We start from the raw sequence: 14,000 nt of genomic DNA on the forward strand, positions 1-14,000 counted from the left end.
CGGCAACCCGCCGCGCCCCGCCTCCGGCCCGCCGCCCGGCCGGTCGCCGCACCCCGCCGCCTGGCCGGTCGCCGCACCCCGCCGCCTGGCCGGTCGCCGCACCCCGCCGCTCGGCCGGTCGCTGCACCCCGGCGGCCGACCGCGGGGCCGCGCCGCACGCGGTGACCGGCGTCCGGCCGTCAGGTCGTGGACCGCATTGCCGCGGTGGACACGATCGAGGGTGTGCGCACCGGTTCCAAGGGCGGGCACCAGGATGTGCCGGCCGAGGCCGTGATTGGGCGAAGGTCACCGCGGCTGTGTGGTCGCTGGTCCGCCACCGCGCGGGGGGCACTTCCCGGGTCCCCCGCTCATTCCTTCATGAAGGCCAGGATTTCCGCGTTCACCTCGGCGGCGTGCGTGATGTACAGGCCGTGCCCGGCGTCGGGGTACTCCTTCAGCACCGCGTGCGGGGCGAGCAGCACCGCCTGCCTGCTGCTGATCTCGATCGGGATCGACTGATCGGCCCAGCCGTGCAGCAGCAGGGTCGGCAGGGTCAGCGCCTCGACATCGGGGCGGTGATCGGAGGTGAAGAGCTGACGCTGCACCTCGACCGAGGCGTACGGGGAGGCCGAGAGGCAGCGGCTCATCTCCAGGTCCATCACCGCACGACTCGTGCCGGGGCGCAGGTGGGTGGCGAAATAGCCCTGCGCGCGATCGGCGAACCACTGCGGACGGTCGGTGCGCAGCTGGTGCAGGGAGGCCTCGAGCAGCTCGAGCGGGGCGCCCACCGGGTTGTCCGGGGTCTGGCACAGGTACGGGATCGCGGGCGCCAGCAGGGCCAGGCGCACCGCGCGATCCTGCCCGTGCCGGGCCAGATAGCGCACCGCCTCCGCGCCGCCCGCCGAATGCGCGACGAGCGTGAAGTCGCGCAGGTCCAGGTGCTCGACGAGGCGGGCCAGATCATCGGCGCGGGTGTCCACGTCGTAGCCGGTGCTCGGGCGCTCGGAACGGCCGTGCCCGCGCCGGTCCGGCAGGACGCACCGGTAGCCGCGGTCGAGGAAGTAGTGCAGCTGGTACTCCCACATCTCCGAGTTCAGCGACCAGCCCGCCACGAAGAGAATCGGGTCCCCGGTGCCGTAGTCCTCGTAGGCGAGGGTGGTGCCGTCGGTGCTCTGGTAGGTCGGCATATCGGCTGCGCTCCTTTGCTTTTCGCGTGCTGGAACAATGGTCGCGAAGGGCGTGAGCGAAAGCGATTACCCGCGGGGTAATGCCGCGTCCGTAGGGCGGGCCCTGTCGCGTCCGCGGCGTCGGGCCCTGTCGCGTCCGGTGGCCGGGTCCTATGCTCGGTGCATGGAGTTCCAGGCGATGGTGGCACGCAAGTCGGACAGCGGGATCACGCTCGAACGCGAGGTGGTCACCGAGGATTTCCTGCCCGCCGGTGACGTGACGATCAAGGTGCACTTCTCGAGCGCCAACTACAAGGACGGTCTCGCCATCACCCCCGGGGGCGGTGTGGTGCGGGACTATCCCATCGTTCCGGGCATCGACATCACCGGCGAGGTGTTCAGCTCGGACAGCCCGGACTTCGCGGCCGGTGACCTGGTGGTGGCCCACGGGTACGGCATCGGCGTCTCCCAGCACGGCGGTTTCGCCGAGTACGCGCGCGTGCCCGCCGACTGGGTGGTGAAGCTGGACGGGCTCACCCCGCGCGAGGCCGCGGCCATCGGCACCGCCGGGTACACCGCGGCGCTGAGCGTGCAGGCCCTGCTCGACCACGGACTGACCCCCGCGTCCGGCCCGATCCTGGTGACCGGCGCGACCGGCGGCGTCGGCAGCGTCGCGGTGGACATCCTGTCCACGCTCGGCTTCGAGGTCATCGCCTCCACCGGCAAGCTCGGCACCACCGAACTGCTCACCACCCTCGGCGCGTCCGAGGTGATCGGCCGGCTGCCCGCCGAGGGCGAGAAGGTCCGGGCGCTGGGCAAATCGCTGTGGGCGGGCGCGGTCGACAGCGTCGGCGGCACCTCGCTCGCGCACATCCTGTCCACCACGAAATACGGTGGGGCGGTGGCGGTCAGCGGTCTCACCGGCGGCACCGACCTGCCCACTACCGTCATGCCCTTCATTCTGCGCGGGGTGTCCCTGCTCGGCATCGACTCGGTGCAGCACCCCATCGCGGCCCGCCGCGAGCTCTGGGCCCGCCTCGCGAAAGACCTGAACCCGCAGAGCCTTTCGGTGCTGGAGAACTACGCGCCCGTCACCGAGGCCGGGTCGGTCCTGCACGCCGTGCTCGAGGGCACCCACTCCGGCCGCACCGTGCTGGGCGTGGCCGGCGAGTTCTGAGCTAGCCGACGGCGGCGCGGACCAGATTGTGGTCCGACACCCCCGCCACCGGCACCACCGCGGCCTCGCGCACCGCGAGGCCGCGCGTGATGACGTGATCGATGAACTGGGACTTCGAGGTCGTCGTGCGCGGGCGGGTGGCGGGACCGTCCGGTGCGAATACAGCGATCTCGAAATCCGCGCCGAGGGCGGTAGCCACGGTGCTGCTGTCGGCGTTGAAATCGCCGAGCAGCACCGCGGGACCGGGTGTGGCCAGCTCCGCGAGCCGGGCGAATTGCCGGTTCCGCCGATTGTCCCCGGTGACATGGGTCGCGATCACCCGCACCCCGGCGACCTCCACAACCAGCGCGCCGTTGCCCGGATCGTTGTCGAACGGCTCGGCGGCGAGGGTGCGGCTCGGGCCGTCCACGATCAGTACGAGCGCCTCGAAGCCCTCGGACAACTGCGAGGCAACCTGCTTCGGCCTGGGCACCCGCGGATACCGCAGGGTATGAAAAGTTCGCTCCGGTAGGGACTTTCGCAGATCAGCGAGCTGATCGCCACTGACCTCCTGCAGGGCGATCACCTGATCGGCGCGCCCGGCCACCAGGGCGGTGACCGCCGCTATCCGGTCGGTCTCGTCCGGCCACCGACCAGCAATCTCACTGGCCCAGTTGTCGGCATGGACACGATGCAGCACATTCCAGCTGGCGACAGTCATCACAACCACCCACCGTACGAGAAACGAACGGACCGTGCGGATTTCGTTTCATGTGAAACATCCGCGGGCCGTTCGTTTGCCCTGCGATAGCCCAGTCGGATACGACACCGGCCGCGCGTGTGGGAGACACGCGCGGCCGGTGGGTGAGCGCCGATCAGGCGGTGGCGCTCAGGGGGCGGCCGTCCAACGCCGGTTCGATGACCGGTTCGATGGCGTAGGCCAGGATCTCGGCCACGTCGGCGACGGGGCGGACATCCAGGGCGGCCAGGACCTCGGCGGGGACGTCGTCGAGATCCGGCTCGTTGCGGGCGGGGATGAAAACGGTCTTCAGACCCGCGCGCTGGGCGGCGAGCAGCTTCTGCTTCACCCCGCCGATGGGCAGGACGCGGCCGTTGAGGGTGACCTCACCGGTCATTCCGACATCCGCGCGGACCTGGCGGTCGAGGGCGAGCGAGACCAGGGCGGTGACCATGGTGACGCCGGCCGACGGACCGTCCTTGGGAACGGCTCCCGCGGGGAAGTGGATGTGGATGTTGCGGTCCAGGACCTTCGGCTCGATGCCGATCTCCTCCAGGTGCGAGCGCACGTAGGTGAGCGCGATCTGCGCGGACTCCTTCATGACGTCGCCCAGCTGACCGGTCAGGGTCAGGGAACGCTCACCCTCGGCGGCATTGGCCTCGATGTAGAGGACATCGCCGCCGGCGCCGGTCACCGCCAAACCCGTTGCGACACCGGGCACCGCGGTGCGTTCCACCCCGTCGGGGGTGAAGCGCGGACGGCCCAGGTAGTCCTTCAGGTCGCCGACGCCGATCACCAATCGATCGGCCGCCGTCACCGGGGTGGCCGGCTCGTAGCCCAGCCGTGCGTCGTAACCCAGTGCGGTGGAGTCGTTTCCGCTCGCGCCGGGCGCGTCCGGAACGAATTCACCGGCGGTGATGATGCTTTCGGACAGTGCGCTGGTGTCCGCCGACTCCGACAGCTTGGTCGCCGCCTTGCGCAGGGCCTTGGCGATGAGCCGTTCCATCTGCCGCACACCGGCTTCGCGGGTGTAGTTCGCCGCCACCTCGCGCAGCGCCTCGTCGGTGACCTCCACCTCGTCGGCGGTGAGCGCGTTGCGCTCGAGCTGACGCGGGATCAGGAAGTCGCGGGCGATGGCGACCTTGTCGTCCTCGGTGTAGCCGTCGACCGTGATGAGCTCCATGCGGTCCAGCAGCGGGCCGGGGATGGTGTCCATGACATTCGCGGTCGCGATGAACAGCACGTCGGACAGGTCCAGATCCAGGTCCAGGTAGTGATCGCGGAAGGTGTGGTTCTGCGCGGGGTCCAGGACCTCGAGCAGCGCCGCCGCCGGATCACCGCGGAAATCGGAGCCGACCTTGTCGATCTCGTCCAGCAGGACGACGGGATTCATCGAACCCGCCTCCTTCATGGCCCGCACGATGCGGCCGGGCAGCGCGCCGACGTAGGTGCGCCGGTGCCCGCGGATCTCGGCCTCGTCGCGCACGCCGCCCAGGGCGACGCGAACGAACTTGCGGCCCAGCGACCGTGCCACGGACTCACCCAGCGAGGTCTTGCCCACGCCGGGCGGGCCGACCAGCACCAGCACCGCGCCGGAACCGCGGCCGCCCACGACCTCCAGGCCGCGCGCGGCACGGCGCGCACGCACCGCCAGGTACTCGACCATGCGGTCCTTGACCTCGTCCAGGCCGTGGTGATCGGCGTCCAGCACCGCGCGCGCGGCCGAGACATCGGTGCTGTCTTCGGTTTTCACGCCGAACGGCAGTTCCAGGACGGTGTCCAGCCAGGTCCGGATCCAGCCCGACTCCGGGCTCTGATCGCTCGCCCGCTCCAGCCGCCCGACCTCGCGCAGCGCGGCCTCGCGAATGTCGGCGGGCAGATCGGCGTTCTCGACCCGGGTGCGGTAGTCCTCCGCGCCGTCGGGCTCGTCCTCGCCCAGCTCCTTGCGAATCGCGTTGAGCTGCTGGCGCAGCAGGAATTCGCGCTGCGACTTCTCGACGCCCTCGCGCACGTCCTCGCTGATCTTCTCGTTGACCTCGGTCTCGGCGATGTGCTGCTTGGTCCACTCGATGAGCTTGGTCAAACGGGTTGCCACGTCGAGGGTTTCGAGCAGTTCGCGCTTCTCGTCATGGCTCAGGTACGGGGCCCAGCCGGCGGTGTCGGCGATGGCCTCGGGGTCCGAGAGCTGGTTGACCGCGTCGATGAGCTGCCACGCCTCACGACGCTGCAGCACCGCCACGACCAGCTTCTTGTAGTCGGCGGCCAGCTCCTTGGTGCGGCCGTCGGCGGGCGGGGTCTCGACCGGTTCGGCCTCGACCCACAGGGCCGCACCGGGGCCGGTCACGCCGTGGCCGATCTTCGCCCGGCGCTCGGCCTTGAGGACCGCGGCGGGCGCGCCGCCGCGCATGCGGCCGACCTGTTCGATGCCGGCGACCACGCCGTAGGCGGCGTAACCCTGCTCCAGCCGCGGCGCGACCAACACCTGGTTGACCTTGCCGGCCTGGGCGGCGTCGATGGCGGCCTGTGCGGATTCGTCGAGCTCGATCGGCACGATCATGCCGGGCAGCACGATCGGATCGGTCAGGAATAGGACCGGAAGGTTCTGGGTGTTGGTCACGACTTCTACCTCTTCCAAGATTGAGCGTCTCCTACTCAACTCAGGTTGAGCGTTACCCAATCAACCCCGACCCCCGCCCGGTAATTCCGCGACCTTGTTCGCCACCGGCGAACGCCCGGGCCACCGCGTGGTGACCCGGGCGAACGCACAGTTCAGAGGGTATTTCCGCCTCGGAACTACCGGGCGGCGCGAGCGACCAGCGCGCCGAGGAACGCCTCGTCGGCCGGGGTCAGGCCGGTGAGCGCGAAGGAGGTCGCCCACATCGTGCCCTCGTCGAGCCCGGCCTTGTCCTCGAAGCCGACGGTGGCGTAGCGGGACTTGAACTTCTCGGCGCTCTTGAAGAAACACAGCACCTTGCCGTCCTTGGCGTAGGAGGGCATGCCGTACCAGAGCTTGGGCATCAGGTGCGGGGCGTGCTCGGTGACGATGGCGTGCACCCGCTCGGCCAGGGCGCGATCGGAGTCGTTCATCTCGGCGATCTTGGCCAGGACGTCGGCGGTGCCGTCGGCCTTGCTGGACTTGCCGCCGCGCCGGGCCTCGGTCTTCAGTTCGGCGGCATGGGCTTTCATCGCGGCGCGCTCGGCGTCCGAGAAGCCGACGGTGGTCTTGGTGGCGGTGTCGGTGGTCATGTCGGGTTCCTCCGGTGGTGTTTCGGTGCCGTTGCGGCGGGAATGTTTGGGGGACTTGGGGATTCAGCGGTCCTGGAGTAGGCCCAGGATGTTGCCGTCGGCGTCGAGCACCTCGGCGACGCGGCGGCCGTTGCCGGTGTCGCGCAGGGACTGCTGCTCCCTCGCGCCGGCCTGTCCCAGTTCGGCGAGCTTGGCCTCGATGTCGGGGACCTCCCAGTAGATGACCGGGGTGGTGTTGCCCTGCGGGCCGCCGTCCGGCACCAGGCCGATGTGGTGGCCGTCGAGAGTGAAGCCGACGTAGTAGGTGCCCTCGATCTCCGGCTCCACCCCGAGCAGGGCGGTGTACAGCGCCTTGGCCGCGGTGAGATCGGATACCGGGTAGAGCACCGTCTTGATGCCCTTGGCGGGGGTGGCGGTCATGGTGTCGGGCTCCTGTTCTCGCTGGTTGTGATGTCTTCAACGGTATTTCCGGGGCGGGCGCGGGACATCCGTGCCGACCACGGAACGCACCACGGAAAGTCCACGGATTGCCCGCCGCGGGCGGCGGTCCGGGACCGAGCCGGAACCCGGGGGTTGACGCGCATGGCTAAAGCTATTAGCTTTATGGCTATCGAACTTAGCTTCACTCCTGCGGAGAGAGGGACACCATGACCGAGTACCTGGACATCGACGGCGGGCGCATCGCTTACGACTCGATCGGCGACGGCCCGCTGGTGCTGCTCGCACACGGCATCGGCGATCGGCGGCAGGCCTACCGGTACCTCGCGCCCCTCATCGCGGCGGCGGGCTACCGGGTGGTCAGCGTCGACATGCGCGGCCACGGCGAATCCAGCCTGAACTGGCCTTCCGAGACCGGGAAGGACGCCATCAGCCGCACCGACGTGGCGCGGGACCTGCTGGCCGTCATCGCGAAGCTCGGCGGGCCGGCCGTCATCGTCGGGCATTCGCTCTCCGGCGGCGCCGCGACCATCGCCGCCGCCGAAGCGCCGGAACTGGTCAGCGGCATCGTCGAGATCAACCCGTTCACCCGGGTGCAGAAGTTCGACCTCGGGGCGTTCGTCAAGACGGCCCGGCACCGCCGCGGCATGACCGCGCTCATGTCGACCCTCGTCTTCAAGAGCCTGCGACAGTGGGAGAAGTACCTGGACGCGGCCTACCCGGCCAAGCCCGCCGACTACGACGCCTACCTCGCCGAGCTGCTCGCGAAGCTGCGCGAACCCGGCCGGATGGCCGAGTTCATGAAGACCGGCAAGTCCACCCCCGCCGACGCGCAGGCCCAGCTCGGCAACGTCACCCAGCCTGCGCTCCTGGTCATGGGCACCGCCGACCCGGACTTCCCGAACCCGGAAGCCGAGGGCCGGGCCATCATCGCCGCCATGCCCGCCGGGCTGGGCAGCCTCGGACTGGTCGAGGGCGCGGGCCACTACCCGCACGCCGAAGCGCCCGAGCGCACCGCCGAGCTGATCCTGCCGTTCCTGAAAGAGCACGCCTGATGCCGCGCGCCGGACTGAACAGAGCCGAGGTCATCGCCGCCGGTGCGGCGCTGGCCGACGAGGTGGGCTTCGCGAATCTGGCGCTGAGCCCGCTGGCCCAGCGGCTGGGCGTGCGCACGCCCTCGCTCTACAAACACGTCGAGAGCCTGGCCGACCTGCAGCGCGGGATCGCCGTCCTCGCCCTGACCGAACTCGACGCGCGCGTGCGCGACGCCATGCACGGGCATTCGGGCAGCGCGGCGCTGGCGGCCTTCGCCGAGGGCTTCCGCGGATACATCGTCGACCACCCGGGCAGATACGCGGCGACCGTCGGCGTCGAACCGACGGGGCCGGAAGATCCACTGGGACAGCCCAGTTCGCGACTGCTGGAATCCATGTCGGCCGTGCTGCGGGGGTACCGCATCCCCGAGCCGGACATGATCCACGCGCTGCGCACCTTGCGCAGCACCTTTCACGGCTTCGCAACCCTGCAGGCGGGCGGCGGATTCCAGTGGGACGGCGACCCGGACGACAGCTTCGCGTGGATGATCCGCTTCCTCGACCGGGGGCTGCTGCGGCTGGGTGACACCGGCCCCTCCTGAACGCCCGGCCGTACAACGCGATCCGGCACCGAAACCCCGGAAATACTCGGCGTCCGCGCGTTTCCGGAGCACGATGGGTTCGAGACCATCGGCAACGAGGCCCTGGAGCGTCATGGACGAGTTCGAATTCGACGGCACCCGCATCGCGTATCTCCGGCAGGGCGAGGACGGCCCGCCGGTGCTCATGCTGCACAACGCCGGTTCCTCCCACCTGATCTGGATGCCGCAGCTCACCGCGCTGGCCCGGAACCATCGGGTGTACGCACTGGATCTGCCCGGGTACGGCTCCTCCGACCGGCCCGCGGCCGGGTACACCCTCGAGCGGTACACCGAACTGGTGCGGGAGTTCGTGATTCGGCACGAGCTGTCCGGAATCGGCCTGGTCGGCAACTGCCTCGGCGCGGCCATCAGCCTCACCCTCGCCCGGCGCGAACCCGGGCTGGTGCGCGCGGTGGTGGCGATCAACCCGCTCACCGAGAACACCGCCATGCACGGCGATCTCGGCCTTGCGGCTCGCGTCACGCGCGGCCTGCCCGAGTTCGGCGCGCGGGTACTCGGCGGCTGGCACACCCCGCAGTGGTTCGCGCGCACCACGATTCGCACCTGGTTCAGCAGCGGGCGGGCCTACCGCGAATGCCCCTACGTCACCCCGCTGGCCGCCGGGTTCCCCGCCCGCGCCCTGGTCGGCCTGGTCCGCGACCTGGATTCGTTCGCCGCCCTGGACGATTGGCCCGATCGCGACGCGCTGCCACCGGTCTGCACGATCTGGGGCACCGAGAACCGGATCCTCTCGGCCGCCGCCGGCCGCACCGTGAACGCGGCCCTGCGCCCCGAACGCGCCGAATGGCTGGACGGCTGCGGGCATGTGGCCATGCTCGAACGCGCACCGGAGGTGACGGCGATCGTCACCGAGTTCTTCGCCGCCCACCTCTCCCCCGCGGTTCCCGCGCCGGTCGCGGCCGAAAGATGGACGGCTCCAACGGCACACGGGCACGCGTGTGGAACCGATTGACCACCACCCGAGGAGACCGCAGCCGAGGGCGTACGGCTCCAGCGACGTCCACTCGCTCTAACGTGCGCCGGGCGGGACGGATGTCGTCGGCGGGTTCTTCGCCGCTGGCCCCTCCCCCGGCGGCTCCGGTACCGGTCACACCGGAAGCTGAACCGGCCCAGCCGGATACAGGCGACAAGGTGCATGCGGCCGTCGAACAGCATGCCGGGTCACCACGAACAGCGCGTATGACGCTCGAGGGATCACAAGCCACCGAAGGAGTGGGCGCAGACATCAGGCCGGCCGCATGCCCAGGGACGAGCGGGTGGTGAACCCGTCGTTCGTGTCGACGGCCAGGGAGATCGACGGCGGATCAGGGGGCCGGGTCCGGCGGGAGCGGGGGTAGGGGCGGGGACGGGCGGCGGGTGAACCACTCCCCCAGGCGGTCGGGCCAGGGTTCGGTGGCCGCCTGATCGTGGGTGAGCTCGATGGAATCCACCGTGGGACCGCCGAGTTCGTACCAGCTCACCGCCAGCGTGTGTTCGGTGGTGGTGAGCGCCAGGCGCTTGGCCGAACCGGTGCGGCCGGACAGGCCGGGCAGCTCGAAAATCTGGCCGCCGGCGAACAGCGAACTCGTCTTCGGCTCGGCGCCCAGGGCGACTGCGGCGTTCAGGACGGCGAGCTGCCCGGGGAGCGGCACCACGCGCAGGCGCTGGATCTGGCCGAGCGCGGGGCGGTCCGCCCGCTCGGCGATCAGGCGGATATCCATCGTCACGGGGTAGATCGGCTTGCCACGCGATTCGGTCAGCGCCGTGGCCCACGGGATCCGGATGCGGAAGGGGATCAGCACCGAGCCCGAGTCCCGGACCCGGGTATCGGCCGCCACCGTCTCGTCCAGGTAGATCAGGTGGTTCGCGGAACCGAGCTCGTCGTACCGGTCGGTGGGGTTGCGGCAGTTCACCTGAATCCGGGTGCGCGACACCGTCATCGGATCCGCACCGGCGGTCAGGCGCACCTGGCCGCCGAGCCGCCGGCCCGGCTGCACCCGCAGGGCGTCCACCTTGAATTCCGCGCCGTCCTCGGACATCGCACCGACCTCCCGTCCGGCCCCGTCGGGCCTGGCACCACCGAACCACAGCCCGGGCAATCGGCCGAACCCGGCGTGCGGTCGGCCTAGCATGGCGGTCGGAGTGCCGAACCGATCTGCCACGAGGAGTCGATGACCATGCTCGCCGCGCGTCTACACCTGGGACCGAACCGCCGGTTGGAACTCGACGAGGTGCCGATCCCCGAACCCGGGCCCGACCACGTGCTGATCAAGGTCGAGGCGGCCGGGGTGTGCCTGTCGGACGTGCACCTCATCGACGGCACCCTGACCCCGCTGTTCCTGAAGGGCGACGTCGTCACCCTCGGGCACGAGGTCGCGGGCACCGTGCACACCCTCGGACCGGGCGTGACCGGACCGGAGATCGGCGACCGGGTGCTGCTGCAGGCCGGGGAGATGCGCGGCCAGGCCACCTTCACCCGCGGCGTCGACTACGACGGCGGCTGGGCCGAGTACACCCTGGCGCGCGTCGACACGCTGGTCCCGATCCCCGACGAACTCCCCTTCGAACAGGCGTGCTTCATCCCGGACGCGGTCTCCACCCCCTGGGCCGCCATCACCGCCACCGCCGAGATCAAAGCCGGTGAACCGGTGGGCGTCTGGGGCGTAGGCGGCCTCGGCGCCCACGGCGTCCAACTCCTGCGCCTGGTCGGCGCCGCCCCCATCATCGCGGTCGACCCCCTCCCCGCCGCCCGCGAACGCGCCCTCGAGTTCGGCGCGGACCTGGCCTTCGACCCGGCCGACCCGGAGCTGCGCGCCAAGATCTTCGCGGCGACCGGCACCGGCCTGGCCGCGGCCTTCGACTTCGCGGGCGTCGCCGCGGTCCGGGAACAGGCCGTGGTGTGCCTGGGCCCGCAGGGCAGGCTGGTCCTGGTCGGCCTGACCGACAAGCCGATCACGGTCTCCGGCGGCACCGCCTTCAGCTTCTTCCAGCAGCAGCTGCGCGGGCATTACGGCTCGGGGCCCGAGCACGTGACCCAGCTGGTGAAACTGCAGGGGTTGCAGCGGGTCGACTTCTCGCGGTCGGTGAGCGCGGTCGTGCCGCTGGCCGACGCGGCCAAGGCGGTGCACGCGCTGGAGGCCAAGGAAGGCAACCCGATTCGGATTGTCTTAAAGCCCTGATTCGAGGGCGGGGCGCTGGGTCGGGCTTCCCGGTTTCCGGGTACATGACTCCCCGTGATCAGGAGCGGGCGCGCACTAGGGGGCGTGATCGTAGGCGGGGAGCGAGCAGACCTGGACATGTGGCCGGGCTATGTCAGCCGATACGAGCTTGGGGAGATGATCCGCGAGTACACCGCCGACGCCGACGAACAACGCCGGGAAGCGGACTACCTGGTCAGCAGACAGCTGCGCCCGGCCGAACGGGACGGCTTCGGAGTCCTGTACACCAGCGCGAACGGACATCGCACCGACGATGTCCACGAGCGGATCGAGCGCATGAGCAAGGCCAACGACGCGATCCGCGCCGCCGCCAGCTCCGGACGGGGCCTGGCCGCGATCGAACGCGCCCAGATCACGCAGGTCATGGACGATATCGACTCCGGCCGGATCCAGGCCGCGCCCAGCTGCCCGAGCTCGTGTTCGTCGACGAGCGGTCCAAGTCCGACGCCGATGCCGAACGCGCGAACAAGACGGCCTCGGCCATTTCCACGGCCGTGCGTGAGGACGTGACCGCTCGGATCCGCGCCGAGGGTGTGCAGGTCGATCACCGCAACGACCAGGTCGATTTCGCGGTGAAGTCGCTCGCGGGCACGGTGTGGATGGTGGCGCGCGGCTCACGCACCGGAGAGCTGCCCGCCCAACGCCGGGACTACACCGACAAGCGGGGCCGCCTGGCCCAGCTCCTGGCCGAGCAGGGAGTCGGTGACAGCGCCCGCGGTGAGATCTTCGCGTTCGTCGACGCGCACGCCCGCACCGCCGGGACCACCGGCAAGGCCGCGATCGAGCGCGAAGACCAGTGGAAGGCCAAGACCGACAACATCGTCGCCGCCCGCGACGACCAGCTCGCCCAGCGCCAGGCCGTGGCCGCCGGCCACGCCAGCAACGCCGAACGAGCATGCGCAGCCCGTCCCGAACCCGCGACCGGACAGGACACGCCCGCGCCGACGCAGTCGAGCAGTCGGCACCGACTGCACCAGCCCGAACACGGCCGGTAAGCCCGCGCCGCAACTGAAAGCGTCAGCCCCTGTCGGGGTCTATCCGACAGGGGCTGACGCATGTCGAGGATAGGTGAGACACCCGCCGAAACGACACGGTGTCTCACGCCCATGCGTCCCAGGTTTTGTCCCATGCGCCCGGATTTCGAACAGGACGAGCGTACGGTCATTGCGGGGAAGGAGAACCGATGAACGGGACAGATCCCGCCCAGCTGCTCCAGGTCCGCACCAGCACGCACGGCCCGATCCCGGTCGTGACCGCGGCCGGTGAGATCGATGTTCTGTCGGCGCCACTGCTCGAACGCGTGATACGCGAAGTCCTGAAAGCGGATCCGCCGACCGTGGTGGTGGATCTGTCCCGCGTGGCGTTCATGGGATCCGCTGGCCTCGCGGTACTGGCGGCCTGCGCGCAGGAATGCGCGTCACCGCTACGCGTGGTGGCCGGACTCGCGGTGCAGCGCCCGATCCAGGTCACCGGGATGCACTCCATGCTGAACCTGTACGACGAGCTCGCCGAGGCGCTGGACGACTCGCGGCAAGAATGAAACAGACAATTTCCGTTGTGCTTTAGGCAGTCCGAAGGCGTACATACGTGATCGTTGATGGCCGGAGTATGGCGGTTAGCTGAGCGCAGATACACCTTCGACGCCGTCAAGTTCTCTCTCGGATGGGATGTAGCTGCGTGGCCGCACTACGCAGCGGCCACCGCGCCCGCCGCGGTCTGGGGATCGATCGGACTGGCTACTGAATTTTGAGGTGAGCAGCCTCGTGGTCTGCCGCACGGTCAGGGAAGTTCTGTGGCCGGAGACCGGGGCGTGACCTGGTCGGTTGTGACGCATCTGTATGAGCTGAAGTTGTCCACAGGTCGAAGTCTGGAACAGGACTGGAAGCGAGTTATCCACAGCCTGGTTGATTCTGGACGCCGTCGCAGGATACGGATACACATGCCCCCTGAGCAGCACTGACGGGCATCAGATCCCCTGCGATGCAACAGAAACGAGCAAGGCATGGTTTCACGCGTGAAACATCGAACAGGCCCAGCACAAGACTCCGACGCGTGTTTCAAACACTCTTTTAGGCCCTCTACCTGCAGATTCATGTATGTAGCGCCGGAATGGGCGGGCACGGTGTCCGGCGAAGTGACGCGCATGGGAAGTGTCGGCGGTGCGAATTAGGATTCCCGTCCATAGCTCGCCGCTGTGGGGGCTATCTCGGACTCGGGACTCACCCGCGGTTCGAGGACACACTGCGACCCCTGCCCGGGTTGGCGCCGTAAAGGCAGGGGCCGCAGGCAACCCAGATATCCGTACTCCCGTGAAAGAGGAGGATCCAGGTCCGATGAGGTTAACCACCTCGGCCGACAATTCTCGCCGACCCCGCCCCCGCGC

At 69.6% G+C, this 14,000-nt stretch carries 14 protein-coding genes; 8 read left to right on the forward strand and 6 right to left on the reverse strand.

All coding sequences use genetic code 11. The features are described from left to right. Positions 1-347: 347 nt before the first annotated feature. Positions 348-1,166: an alpha/beta fold hydrolase gene (locus tag ACFVBH_RS32495; RefSeq protein ID WP_379007551.1), complete on the reverse strand. Its 819-nt coding sequence runs from the start codon at positions 1,164-1,166 to the stop codon at positions 348-350. Between the two features lie 163 nt (positions 1,167-1,329). Here ACFVBH_RS32495 and ACFVBH_RS32500 point away from each other — a divergent pair, with 163 nt between their 5' ends. After that, on the forward strand, positions 1,330-2,322 hold the full coding sequence (locus ACFVBH_RS32500; RefSeq protein WP_354989219.1) for an acryloyl-CoA reductase: 993 nt from the start codon (positions 1,330-1,332) through the stop codon (positions 2,320-2,322). Position 2,323: 1 nt separating this feature from the next. Here the strand turns inward: ACFVBH_RS32500 and ACFVBH_RS32505 are convergent, their stop codons facing one another. The 4 genes from ACFVBH_RS32505 to ACFVBH_RS32520 all read right to left on the reverse strand — a co-directional run bounded on the left by ACFVBH_RS32505 (position 2,324) and on the right by ACFVBH_RS32520 (position 6,706). Further along, the gene (locus ACFVBH_RS32505) at positions 2,324-3,022 is read right to left on the reverse strand and encodes an endonuclease/exonuclease/phosphatase family protein (protein WP_379007554.1); all 699 of its coding nucleotides are present in this window, start codon (positions 3,020-3,022) and stop codon (positions 2,324-2,326) included. Between the two features lie 154 nt (positions 3,023-3,176). After that, a complete protein-coding gene (lon, locus tag ACFVBH_RS32510; RefSeq protein ID WP_379007852.1) occupies positions 3,177-5,597 on the reverse strand; it encodes an endopeptidase La in 2,421 nt (806 codons plus the stop codon). Between the two features lie 236 nt (positions 5,598-5,833). Then, positions 5,834-6,286 carry a DUF1801 domain-containing protein gene (locus tag ACFVBH_RS32515; protein ID WP_354989222.1) on the reverse strand — a complete coding sequence of 151 codons (453 nt, stop codon included), beginning with the start codon at positions 6,284-6,286 and terminating at the stop codon, positions 5,834-5,836. A 63-nt stretch (positions 6,287-6,349) separates the two neighbouring features. Continuing rightward, on the reverse strand, positions 6,350-6,706 hold the full coding sequence (locus tag ACFVBH_RS32520; protein ID WP_379007556.1) for a VOC family protein: 357 nt from the start codon (positions 6,704-6,706) through the stop codon (positions 6,350-6,352). Positions 6,707-6,933: 227 nt separating this feature from the next. On the opposite strand from ACFVBH_RS32520, the gene ACFVBH_RS32525 reads away from it, so the two are divergent. The 3 genes from ACFVBH_RS32525 (at position 6,934) to ACFVBH_RS32535 (ending at position 9,372) form a co-directional block, all read left to right on the forward strand. Beyond that, positions 6,934-7,779 (forward strand): alpha/beta fold hydrolase, encoded by an 846-nt coding sequence (locus tag ACFVBH_RS32525; protein ID WP_379007558.1) that lies wholly within the window; start codon positions 6,934-6,936, stop codon positions 7,777-7,779. Beyond that, the gene (locus ACFVBH_RS32530; RefSeq protein ID WP_379007562.1) at positions 7,779-8,360 is read left to right on the forward strand and encodes a TetR/AcrR family transcriptional regulator; all 582 of its coding nucleotides are present in this window, start codon (positions 7,779-7,781) and stop codon (positions 8,358-8,360) included. The genes ACFVBH_RS32525 and ACFVBH_RS32530 overlap by 1 nt, the downstream gene beginning before the upstream one ends. A gap of 112 nt (positions 8,361-8,472) precedes the next feature. Continuing rightward, positions 8,473-9,372: an alpha/beta fold hydrolase gene (locus tag ACFVBH_RS32535; RefSeq protein WP_379007564.1), complete on the forward strand. Its 900-nt coding sequence runs from the start codon at positions 8,473-8,475 to the stop codon at positions 9,370-9,372. Between the two features lie 352 nt (positions 9,373-9,724). Here ACFVBH_RS32535 and ACFVBH_RS32540 read toward each other — a convergent pair whose 3' ends face one another. Further along, positions 9,725-10,438, reverse strand: coding sequence for a sporulation protein (locus ACFVBH_RS32540; RefSeq protein ID WP_379007566.1), 714 nt, complete (start codon positions 10,436-10,438; stop codon positions 9,725-9,727). A gap of 132 nt (positions 10,439-10,570) precedes the next feature. Here ACFVBH_RS32540 and ACFVBH_RS32545 point away from each other — a divergent pair, with 132 nt between their 5' ends. The 4 genes from ACFVBH_RS32545 to ACFVBH_RS32560 all read left to right on the forward strand — a co-directional run bounded on the left by ACFVBH_RS32545 (position 10,571) and on the right by ACFVBH_RS32560 (position 13,157). Next, the gene (locus tag ACFVBH_RS32545) at positions 10,571-11,578 is read left to right on the forward strand and encodes a zinc-binding dehydrogenase (protein WP_379007569.1); all 1,008 of its coding nucleotides are present in this window, start codon (positions 10,571-10,573) and stop codon (positions 11,576-11,578) included. Positions 11,579-11,662: 84 nt separating this feature from the next. Beyond that, positions 11,663-12,127, forward strand: coding sequence for a hypothetical protein (locus ACFVBH_RS32550; RefSeq protein WP_379007571.1), 465 nt, complete (start codon positions 11,663-11,665; stop codon positions 12,125-12,127). Beyond that, a complete protein-coding gene (locus ACFVBH_RS32555; protein WP_379007573.1) occupies positions 12,034-12,612 on the forward strand; it encodes a hypothetical protein in 579 nt (192 codons plus the stop codon). Before ACFVBH_RS32550 ends, ACFVBH_RS32555 begins: the two co-directional genes overlap by 94 nt. Positions 12,613-12,800: 188 nt before the next feature. After that, positions 12,801-13,157, forward strand: coding sequence for an STAS domain-containing protein (locus ACFVBH_RS32560; RefSeq protein WP_379007575.1), 357 nt, complete (start codon positions 12,801-12,803; stop codon positions 13,155-13,157). Positions 13,158-14,000: the final 843 nt, after the last annotated feature.

Source organism: Nocardia sp. NPDC057668, from assembly GCF_042799795.1.
GTDB lineage: Bacteria > Actinomycetota > Actinomycetes > Mycobacteriales > Mycobacteriaceae > Nocardia.

Bases quoted from the DNA above. Each gene is read 5' to 3' on its own strand.
- ACFVBH_RS32500 (WP_354989219.1), top strand. From the start codon at position 1,330: ATGGAGTTCCAGGCGATGGTGGCACGCAAGTCGGACAGCGGGATCACG.
- ACFVBH_RS32535 (WP_379007564.1), top strand. From the start codon at position 8,473: ATGGACGAGTTCGAATTCGACGGCACCCGCATCGCGTATCTCCGGCAG.
- ACFVBH_RS32505 (WP_379007554.1), bottom strand. From the start codon at position 3,022: ATGACTGTCGCCAGCTGGAATGTGCTGCATCGTGTCCATGCCGACAAC.
- lon (WP_379007852.1), bottom strand. From the start codon at position 5,597: ATGATCGTGCCGATCGAGCTCGACGAATCCGCACAGGCCGCCATCGAC.
- ACFVBH_RS32495 (WP_379007551.1), bottom strand. From the start codon at position 1,166: ATGCCGACCTACCAGAGCACCGACGGCACCACCCTCGCCTACGAGGAC.
- ACFVBH_RS32530 (WP_379007562.1), top strand. From the start codon at position 7,779: ATGCCGCGCGCCGGACTGAACAGAGCCGAGGTCATCGCCGCCGGTGCG.
- ACFVBH_RS32545 (WP_379007569.1), top strand. From the start codon at position 10,571: ATGACCATGCTCGCCGCGCGTCTACACCTGGGACCGAACCGCCGGTTG.
- ACFVBH_RS32540 (WP_379007566.1), bottom strand. From the start codon at position 10,438: ATGTCCGAGGACGGCGCGGAATTCAAGGTGGACGCCCTGCGGGTGCAG.
- ACFVBH_RS32520 (WP_379007556.1), bottom strand. From the start codon at position 6,706: ATGACCGCCACCCCCGCCAAGGGCATCAAGACGGTGCTCTACCCGGTA.
- ACFVBH_RS32560 (WP_379007575.1), top strand. From the start codon at position 12,801: ATGAACGGGACAGATCCCGCCCAGCTGCTCCAGGTCCGCACCAGCACG.
- ACFVBH_RS32515 (WP_354989222.1), bottom strand. From the start codon at position 6,286: ATGACCACCGACACCGCCACCAAGACCACCGTCGGCTTCTCGGACGCC.
- ACFVBH_RS32525 (WP_379007558.1), top strand. From the start codon at position 6,934: ATGACCGAGTACCTGGACATCGACGGCGGGCGCATCGCTTACGACTCG.